Source organism: Spirillospora sp. NPDC052242, from assembly GCF_040679555.1.
Taxonomy (GTDB): Bacteria; Actinomycetota; Actinomycetes; order Streptosporangiales; family Streptosporangiaceae; genus Spirillospora.
Genome location: NZ_JBFAUZ010000038.1, coordinates 84836 through 93306, shown reverse-complemented (window position 1 = coordinate 93306; position 8471 = coordinate 84836). Strand labels below are relative to the sequence as shown.

General features: G+C 70.3%; 5 protein-coding genes and 1 pseudogene. 2 read left to right on the top strand and 4 right to left on the bottom strand.

Annotation, left to right across the window (positions count from 1 at the left end):
- From AB0L25_RS28310 to AB0L25_RS28295, 4 genes and pseudogenes are all read right to left on the bottom strand, one after another.
- Positions 1-269 (bottom strand): annotated as a pseudogene (locus tag AB0L25_RS28310) (site-specific integrase); the annotation flags it as partial.
- Between the two features lie 276 nt (positions 270-545).
- A complete protein-coding gene (locus AB0L25_RS28305; protein ID WP_500175752.1) occupies positions 546-1550 on the bottom strand; it encodes a LacI family DNA-binding transcriptional regulator in 1005 nt (334 codons plus the stop codon).
- Between the two features lie 128 nt (positions 1551-1678).
- On the bottom strand, positions 1679-2317 hold the full coding sequence (locus AB0L25_RS28300; protein WP_500175751.1) for a TetR/AcrR family transcriptional regulator: 639 nt from the start codon (positions 2315-2317) through the stop codon (positions 1679-1681).
- A gap of 124 nt (positions 2318-2441) precedes the next feature.
- Positions 2442-3899: an MFS transporter gene (locus AB0L25_RS28295; protein ID WP_500175750.1), complete on the bottom strand. Its 1458-nt coding sequence runs from the start codon at positions 3897-3899 to the stop codon at positions 2442-2444.
- A gap of 455 nt (positions 3900-4354) precedes the next feature.
- On the opposite strand from AB0L25_RS28295, the gene AB0L25_RS28290 reads away from it, so the two are divergent.
- The gene (locus AB0L25_RS28290; protein ID WP_500175749.1) at positions 4355-5641 is read left to right on the top strand and encodes an MFS transporter; all 1287 of its coding nucleotides are present in this window, start codon (positions 4355-4357) and stop codon (positions 5639-5641) included.
- Between the two features lie 66 nt (positions 5642-5707).
- Entirely contained in the window at positions 5708-8458 is a 2751-nt protein-coding gene (locus AB0L25_RS28285; RefSeq protein WP_500175748.1) for a family 78 glycoside hydrolase catalytic domain, read from the top strand.
- Positions 8459-8471: the final 13 nt, after the last annotated feature.

The following is an 8471-nucleotide window of genomic DNA, read 5'->3' as shown; positions in this document are numbered from 1 at the left end:
TAGACCGCGTACCGTTCATGGTCGAACCCGGCCGTGCCCACCGGCCGCCACACGTCCTCGTCCTTCACCCAGGCGACGACGTGCTGCCACTGCAGTGCACGCGCCTCTTCGGTGCGGATGCCGGTCATGAGGCTGAGCACGACGTAGGCGTGCAGCCTCGACGCTTTGGCGGTCTCCAGCACCGCCGTGGCCTGCTCGAGGGTGAGCGCCTTGCTCGGCCGCCCGGCCCGTCCCTTGGGAGTGGTGACGAACTCGGCCACGTTCCGCACGACCCCGTAGACCTCTCTTCTCCTGGCGGATCCGAGAGCGAGGGGATGCTGCCGTTGGCGTCCAACCTGCGCGATGGGCCGTCCACGGCCTCGTGGGCGTCGTGGTGGGCGCGGCCGTGCGGGCCCGCTCTTTCTCGTGGAGGAGTTGCAGAACGAGCGACGCCATTGTAGTGATCTACAACGTAAAAGCAGCGTTCGAGTGAGGAGCCTTCGAGGTCGGCTGTCGTCCTGTCGCCTCAGGGCGCCGCTAGGTGACCTGCACTGGTTCGGGGCTGATCAGGTTGATCGGCGTTCGATGACGTGGACGCTGGGGCGGAGGGTGGAGAAGTCTTCGGGGTCGCCGTCCAGGGAGCGTTGCAGGGCGTGGGCGAGGTCGGCTCCGAGGGAGCCGCTGTCGAGGGCGACGGTGGTCAGGGGAGGCACGGCGAAGGCCGCGGCGGGGATGTCGTCCGAGCCGATGACCGCGAGGTCGTCCGGGGCTGAGAGATCGATGTTGCGCATTCCTGCGAGGAGGGCGAGTGCGACCTCGTCGTTGTAGGCGCAGACGGCGGTCGGAGGAGTGGGGGAGTCGCGCCATTGCGACACGGTTCGGGCGGCCTGGTCCGCGTCGAGGGGGACGGGGGCCGCGAGCGGGGGGGCCAGACCGGCGTCTGTGCATGCTCGTGCGACGCCGTCGAGTCGGCTGTGGGCCAGTTCTGCGAGTCGGGGGTCGTCGGGGAGGGCGTAGGAGATCTGCTCGTGGCCGCGGGCGATGAGGTGCTCGGCCTGCATGCGGCCGACGCCGCTGCTCCAAGGGGTGTCGGCGAGGTCGTGGTCCGGGGGCGGCTGGGGCAGGATCAGGCCGACGCCCGCGCGCCGCATGACGTCCTGCTCCTCTTGGGTGAACGGCTGCATGCCGAAGACGGCTGCGGGGGCGAGGGAGGTGTTCAATGAGGCCAGCCGTTCCGGGCCCCCGAGGTGGATGTGGGCGACCAGGGTGAGGCCCGCCTCGGTGAGCACCTCGGCGGCGGCGTCGACGAGCCGGTTCATGGCCGGGCCCAGGGGCCATGGGGGGAGGACGAGGAGGACGATGTCGCTCCTGCCGCTGCGCAGTGTGCGGGCGGGGGCGTACGGGATGTAGCCGAGACGGGCGGCGGCCTGCAGGACGCGTTCACGGGTCGCCGGCGGTATCGACTGATTCGGCTTGTCGTTGAGGACGAAGCTCACCGTCGCGCGCGACAGGCCGCTTTCCCGCGCCACGTCGGCACTGGTGACCCTGCGTGATGGCTTCTTCGCTGACACCGTCGCTCCCGCCGTCGGTTCCCTGCTGCGCTGCAAGGAACCGATGTTAGCCCCGGAGAAGCACGTGGGTTACACGTGTAATACGGCTGCGGTCTCGAGGCGCCGTCCTCGGGCTTGTCGGTGGGCGGTCAGGAGGTGACCATGAGTCGGGTGAGCCGGTGGAGATGGCGGCGGAACCGTTGCAGTGTTTCCGGGTCGTCAGGTGGCCGGCGGTGACTGGAGGCGTCGGGGTAGCCGCTCAGCATGTAAGCGTGGACTGCCCAGACGAGGGTCCACATGGTCGCCTCCGGGTCGAGGGCCGGGTCGATGGCCTGGGTGAAGAACGCGAGCGCCGTTCGCTGGGCGGGCGCGCCGACCTCTTCCTCCACGCCCGTGACATCGCTGGCATCGGACATCCAGCGGTGGAACCAGAGTTTCGGCACCTCAGGGTGTTCCAGGCACAGGTGCAGGTAGCGGTCCATCATCCGGAACAGACCCTCGGCATCAGGTGTGAAGTCTTCGCCGACCTTGTCCAGATGCTCGCCGATTCGCTGGGCGATCTGCTCGAACGTCGCCAGGTACAGGCCGCGCCTGCCGCCATGACGATCGGTCACCGTGTCGGGGGCGACGTCGGCTGCATCGGCGATCATCTGTGTGGACACCGCGTCGTAGCCGAGTTCGGCGAACAGGTGGGTGGCCGTGGCCCTTACCCGTTCGTCGGATGCCTCGCCCCGACCGTTGAGATCGTGGCCGGCGTGCATGTTTCCATTTGCCACGAGGACCACCACCAGGTCATCCGGCTGAAGGAACGCCTGGTCCCACGCTACCCGCCTTGAAACGGCTTACCCGGGGGCCGTCGGGGAAAGCCTTCGGCCCGTGTCCGAGGTTCGTCGGGCACGGGCCGAGCGCCGGTCAGGGTGCGGCCTTGCCGGTTTCGGCCTCCTCCAGCCGCTTCAGCTTGGGGATCAGTGCGACGGCCAGGAGGCCGGCGACCGCGAATCCTGCGGCCAGCCAGAAGCCGTTGGTGAATCCGGCGTCCAGGTAGAACTGGGTGCCCTGGACGACCCTGCCGTCCCGGGCCAGTACGACGAAGAACAGTTGCGTCACGACGGTGAGGAGGGTGCCCTGCAGCATGTTCTGGAGCCCGTTGGCGCGCGCCTGCTCGGCCGGGGACACCACCTCGATGATCATGACGGGGACGAGCGCGACGATCGTGCCGAGACCGATCGCCGACACGATGCCGACCGTCATCAATTGCGGGACGGTGTGGTGGAAGTTCGTTGTGAGCCCGTAGCCGACGGCGGCGAACAGCGCGCCGATCGCGAGCAGGATCCTGCTGTCCACGCGTCGTGCGAGCCATCCGGTCGCGACGGCCGTCAGGACGATCACGACGCTGGCCGGCGCGCCGATCCACGCGAGCTTGGTGGCGCTGAACCCCAGGCCGTCGGAGACGGTGGGGATCTTCGGCATCAGCCCCAGCAGCTGGCTGATCGTCCCGGCCGACAGCACGGTGCCAGCGAGCAGCGCAGTCGCCAGGAAGACCGACCAGACGCGGCGGCGGGACAGCATCGAGAGCTCGTAGAGCGGATGCGCGACGCGGCCCTCGACGATGACGAAGGCGATGATCGCCGCTGCTCCGCCGATGACGAAGGCGAGGAACCCGGCGCTGGACCAGCCCCAGTCGCTTCCCTTTCCGACGCCATAAACGATGGCGGTGATGCCGCCGCCGAGGAGCAGCCCGCCGGCCCAGTCCATCGGCGTGCGCTCGTCCCGGACCGGGCTCTCCGGGACGACGGTCAGCAGGAGGACCAGGCTCAGCGCGGACGCCGCGGCGAGGAACCACATGACGCTGCGCCAGCCGTAGCCGTCCAGAAGCCAGCCGGACAGGAAGGGCCCGAACACGGCGACCAAGCCCACTCCACCTCCGATCAGCCCGCTGGCGGGACCGACGAGACGCGGCGGGAACACGTCTCGGGCGATGGCGAACACCAGAGCCGCGATCGGCGCGTAGAACCCGGCCACGCCACGGCCGATCAGGAGCGTGGCGAAGTTCGGCGCGAGCGCCGAGATCAGGTCGCCGATCACGCCGAGCACGGTGAGGGCGATCATGACGCGCCTCTTGCCGTACAGATCGGCCGCCCTCATCACGAACGGGGTGAAGAAAGCGCCGATCAGCGCGCTGACCAGAACGAGCCAGGCGATCTGTGTCGTATGGAAATGAACGGCGATCTCGGACTGGGCGTTGCCGACCAGTAGCCCGGTGACCGACAGCAGTTGGGCCGGCCATATCAAGGCCACCAGAAGTAGTACGTAGCGTCCGGTGAAGTCGTCTTGCTCTGCGCCGGGTGGTGGGGAAGAGGCTGAGGTCATTGGGGTGGTTCCTCTTTGGAAGGGGGGAATGTGAGGGGGGTGGGTGGCGGTCCGTGATGGGTGCCGGCCAGATGTTCGCTTTTGGCTCCGAAGGGGCGAACTGACACGTGTAAGTAAAGTGGAAGGATGGTGCTGGTGACGCGCGGACATGGAGGGAAAGGGGGAATGTCGTTTTTGGAAGACGAAGTACTTACACGTGTAACTTCGGTGGAGCGTACCGTAACAGCGGCGGAGTGCCGCGGCAAGGGTGAAATGTGGGTTCGGGGATCACGCGGTCGCCTCACGGGCTTCGCGGGAGTCGGTGGCCTGGGTGGCCGCCGGTGAGCCGCCTCTTGCCGTGACCTGAGCTCGGTGTTAACGTCCTCGCATCCTAAGTTACACGTGTAAGTACCAGGATCGACGGCCGTTCCCTCGGCGAGCGCGGCCGGTCGATCGAAGCCACCCCGGAGACCGTGTTGTCCGAACCAGTTCCCCTGCCCTCCGTCGCGACACGCGAGGCGGCCCCCTCCCCGGCGGGCCCGAGTCGCGTCGGCGGCGGGTTCGTCGCGGTCTACGTCGTGGCGTACCTAGCCCTGTACGTCGCGGTCATGACGCCGGTGCTGGCGTCTCTCGCCATTCGCCTCGAGCAGATCGATCCCGCGGGGAAGGAGGCGGCCCTCGGGCTGGTGGTCGGGGCGGGGACGTTCGTCGGGCTTGTCTCGGGCCTGGTGGTCGGGGTGCTCAGCGACAACACGGCCTCCCGGATGGGGCGCCGCCGTCCCTGGATGCTGGGCGGCATGCCGGTGCTGGTCGCCGGTGCGGTGCTCACCGCGGCGTTCGGGTCGGTCGGCGGAGTCCTGGCGGGCTACGTGGTCATGCAGCTGGGCGTGAGCATGATCATGTCGCCGCTGACGGCGATCCTGCCCGACCAGGTGCCGGAGGAGCAGCGCGGGAAGGTCGGCGGGCTGCTCGGGTTCACCGCGCAGATCGCCGGGGTGGCCGGATTCCAGTTCGCGGGCGCCCTCAGCGGCTCGACGACGCTGCTCTTCCTGGTGCCGGCACTGGTGGCGTGCGGCGGAGTGCTGCTGCTCGTCGTGAGGATGCCCGACCCGCCGCTTCCTAAGGACGCGCGTCGGACCGGTGACCTGGCCGGGCTCGCCCGCAGCCTCGTGTTCGACCCGCGGCGGCACCCCGACTTCGGGTGGGCCTTCGTGGGGCGTTTCCTGATCCAGTTCAGCCTCATGGTCCTATCGACGTACCAGCTTTACTTCCTGACCGATCACCTGGGATACGAGTTGGACGAGGTGACGGGGCTGCTCGCGATCACCGGCGGGGTCGGGCTGGTGATGACCACGGTGGGGGCGGTCGCGAGCGGTTTCCTCTCCGACCGGTTGAGGCGGCGGAAGCCGTTCATTTACGCGGCGGCCGGTCTCTTCATGGTCGGCTTCCTGGTCGTGGCCTCGGCCTCCTCGTACGCCGGCGTACTCGTCGGGTCGCTGTTCATCCTCTTCGGAGCCGGGGTGTTCGGGGCGGTGGACCTGGCGCTGGCGACGGACGTCCTGCCGAACCGGGAGCGGGAGGCGGGCAGGTTCATGAGCATCTTCCATATCGCCAGCGCGCTTCCCCAGTCGGCGGCGCCGGCGGTGGCGCCGCTCGTCCTGGCGCTGGGAGGCGGTGGGAACTACCCGCTGCTGTTCGCGTTCGCGGCGGGCGTCGCGCTCCTCGGCGGGCTGAGCGTCCGGCCGATCAAGGGGGTTCGCTAGCGTGCTACTTACACGTGCTAGTAACCGTGTGCGCTCCGGCCGGATTCTGATGAGGGGGACTACTCGATGACAACACACGTAAGCGTGATCCGTTTCGAGCACCTGCGCGAGCCGCTGGGCGTCGGGACGCCGTGCCCGCGCGTGTCGTGGATCGTCGAGGCCGACGGGGATGGGTGGACGCAGAGCGCGTACGAGATCGAGGCGCGAGGCGAACGAGTCCGGGTCGATTCCGGTGAGTCGGTGCTGGTGGCGTGGCCGTTCGCGCCATTGGCGTCGCGCGAGCGGGCCGCGGTGCGGGTGCGCGTGCAGGGACCGGACGGGTGGTCGCCGTGGAGCGACGAGGCGCACGTCGAGGCGGGACTGCTGGACCCGGACGACTGGTCGGCGCGGTTCGTCGGCCCCGGCGAGGGCTCGCTGGTCCGCGGCGAGTTCGAGGTGCGCGGCCCGGTGCGGGCCGCGCGGCTGTACGCGACGGCGCTCGGGGTCTACGAGGCGGAGCTGAACGGGACGGTCGTCGGCGACCACGTGCTCGCCCCGGGCTGGACGGCCTACGAGCACCGGCTGCGCTACCAGACGTTCGACGTCACCGGGCTGCTGCGGGAGGGCGCCAACTGCCTCGGGGCCACGCTCGGCGACGGCTGGTACCGCGGGCGGCTCGGCTTCGAGGGCAAGCGCGCCCTGTACGGCGACCGGCTCGCGTGGCTCGCCCAGCTCGAGGTCGTCTACGAGGACGGGACGAGCGAGCGGTTCGGCACCGACGCGTCCTGGCGGGCGGCGTCCGGGCCGCTGGTGTCGTCGGACCTGTACGACGGCGAGGTCCACGACGCGCGGCTGGAGCGTCCGGGGTGGTCGTCGCCCGGCCACGACACCGGCGGCTGGTCCCCGGTCGAGGTCGTGGAGCGGGACCCGGCCACGCTCGTCGCGCCGGCGGGCCCGCCGGTGCGCAGGACCGAGGTCCTGGCGCCCGTGGAGACGAGGACGACGCCGGACGGCACCCGGATCGTCGACTTCGGCCAGAACCTGGTCGGCAGGCTGCGGGTCACCGCGCGCGGCCGGGCCGGGGAGAAGGTCGTGCTGCGGCACGCCGAGGTGCTCCAGGACGGCGAACTCTGCACCGCCCCGCTGCGCACCGCCAAGGCGACCGACACCTACGTCCTGCGCGGCGGCGAGGACGAGACGTGGGAGCCGCGCTTCACCTTCCACGGGTTCCGCTACGCCGAGATCAGCGGTCCGGTGCGGGACGTTGCCGCTGTGGTGTGCCACTCGGATCTCGAGCGCACCGGCTGGTTCACCTGCTCCGACCCTCTGGTCGAGCGCCTGCACGAGAACGTCGTCTGGGGAATGCGCGGCAACTTCCTCGACGTGCCCACCGACTGCCCCCAGCGCGACGAGCGCCTCGGCTGGACGGGCGACCTGCAGGTGTTCGCGCCGACGGCGTCGTTCCTGTTCGACAGCGCCGGCCTCCTGACGTCCTGGCTCGCCGACCTGGCCGCCGAGCAGCGGCAGGACGGCCTGGTGCCCTTCGTCGTGCCGAACGTGATGGGGACCGCCGGCAACGCGGCTGCGGCCTGGGGCGACGCCGCCGTCATCGTGCCCTGGGTGATGTACCGGCGCTACGGCGACACCGGCATTCTGGAGTCGAGTTTCGACAGCATGCGCGCGTGGGTCGACCACGTCGCGGGGCTGGCCGGGCCGGACGGGCTGTGGAACAGCGGCTTCCAGTTCGGCGACTGGCTCGACCCCACCGCGCCCGCGGAGCGGCCCGAGCAGGCCAAGACCCCGCCCGAGATCGTGGCCACCGCCTATTTCGCGCGGTCCGCCGATCTCCTCTCCCGGGCCGCCGCCGTCCTCGGTCGCGAGAAGGACGAGGGCCGCTACCGCGTGTTGGCGTCCCAGGTCCGCCGGGCGTTCCAGGACGAATACACCACCGCGTCCGGCCGGCTGCTCAGCGACTCTCCCACGGCGTACGCGCTGGCGCTGGAGTTCGCCCTCCTGCCTGGACCCGAGCAGCGTCACCGCGCCGCGGCACGGCTCGTCGAACTGGTACGCGGCGGCGGCTACACGATCGCCACCGGTTTCGTCGGAACGCCGCTGATCTGCGACGCCCTCACGGAAGAGGGGCATCTCGACGCGGCCTACCGGCTGCTGATGCAGCGTGAGTGCCCGTCATGGCTCTATCCGGTGACGATGGGCGCCACGACGATCTGGGAGCGGTGGGACAGCCTCCTGCCCGACGGCACCGTGAACCCCAGCGGCATGACGTCCTTCAACCACTACGCGCTGGGAGCCGTCGCCGACTGGCTGCACCGCACCGTCGCCGGCCTGGCCCCGGCCGCGCCCGGCTACCGGGAGATCGAGATCCGCCCCCGGCCCGGCGGGGGGCTGACCCACGCGGGCGCCCGGCTGCGCACGCCCTACGGGGCCGCCGAGTGCACCTGGCGGATCGAGAACGGACGCCTCGACGTGAAGGCCGTCGTCCCCGCGAACGCCACCGCGCACGTCACCCTGCCGGGCGCCGACCGGTTCACCGTCGGCTCGGGCGCGTACCGCTGGGACCTCCCGTACGCCGACGACCGGGACGACGCGGCGCCGCTCACCCTGGACAGCACCCTCGCGGAGGTCGCCGACCGGCCCGGCGCCCGGCAGGTCCTCGGCGACGCGATCGTCCGGCGGCTGCCGGAACTCGCCGAGCACGTCGAGGCGGGGCTGGGCGCCGTCCAGCAGAACATGACCGTCCGCGAGGCGATCGCCATGATCCCCGGCGGCGGCGACGACCTGCCCGCCGACATCGAGGCCGGCTTCGCCCGGCTCGGCTGACCGAGAGAGAAGA

What these genes read in the sequence shown, in the direction of transcription:
- AB0L25_RS28295 (WP_500175750.1), bottom strand. Translation starts at nt 3,899, where the DNA reads ATGACCTCAGCCTCTTCCCCACCACCCGGCGCAGAGCAAGACGACTTC.
- AB0L25_RS28285 (WP_500175748.1), top strand. Translation starts at nt 5,708, where the DNA reads ATGACAACACACGTAAGCGTGATCCGTTTCGAGCACCTGCGCGAGCCG.